Raw genomic sequence first — 728 nt, 5'->3', positions numbered from 1 at the left:
GCGGCTTCACCGTACAGATTGTTCTGGGCAAAAGCACCGGAGCTACCCATGGCAGCAAGAGCAACAACAGCAGAGGCGATAAATTTCGAGTTCATGATGTATTTCCTTTGGATGACTTGGTTTTGTTATTGAATAAAGACAGACAGCCGCTTAGCGGTAGATCTTGCGATTGCTGCCGTCCAGGATCACGTAATGACGGGCTTCCTCACGCACGGCAGCGCGGGTGACAGTGCTGGCCTCGGCAGGAGCCGCAGCAAAAGCAGCTTCCTGGCTGACAGGCAGGGCACCAGCCTGGCGGGCCTGCAGGTACTCGGCCTTCACTTCAGCGCGGGAGACATTGCTGGCGGTGGAAACAGCAGGGTTGGCCACAGCGGCTTCACCGTACAGATGGTTCTGGCCTTGTGCAAAAGCACTGACGCTACCCATGGCAGCAAGAGCAACAACGGCAGAGGCGATAAGTTTCGAGTTCATGATGAGAATCCTTAAAGTTAAAAACAAAGAGACTTGGTTACCTATCCAGCTACAGCGGCGGGAGCCCGAAGGCGCCTGGCTTGCTTGGCTGGCCTCGGTGAGTCGTTTTTCTTGATTCGGCTCATCGATGACTGAACTTTAGGGTTTACCCGGACGTTTGCAAACCACCTAAAGCACAATACATAGTTGCAGAATCCGTAATAATTGTTTATTCCCACTGGCCCATGGGCCTTCAAAGGTGCTTATGGACCGGTTGC

At 53.4% G+C, this 728-nt stretch carries 1 protein-coding gene; it reads right to left on the bottom strand.

The annotated features are described in order from the left end of the window. Positions 1-150: 150 nt before the first annotated feature. Positions 151-471 (bottom strand): DUF4148 domain-containing protein, encoded by a 321-nt coding sequence (locus tag ACFQND_RS12220; protein WP_371437485.1) that lies wholly within the window; start codon positions 469-471, stop codon positions 151-153. Positions 472-728: the final 257 nt, after the last annotated feature.

The sequence above is a fragment of the Polaromonas aquatica genome (assembly GCF_042659145.1).
Classification (GTDB): domain Bacteria; phylum Pseudomonadota; class Gammaproteobacteria; order Burkholderiales; family Burkholderiaceae_C; genus Polaromonas; species Polaromonas aquatica.
This window is presented reverse-complemented; position numbering and strand designations above follow the sequence as displayed.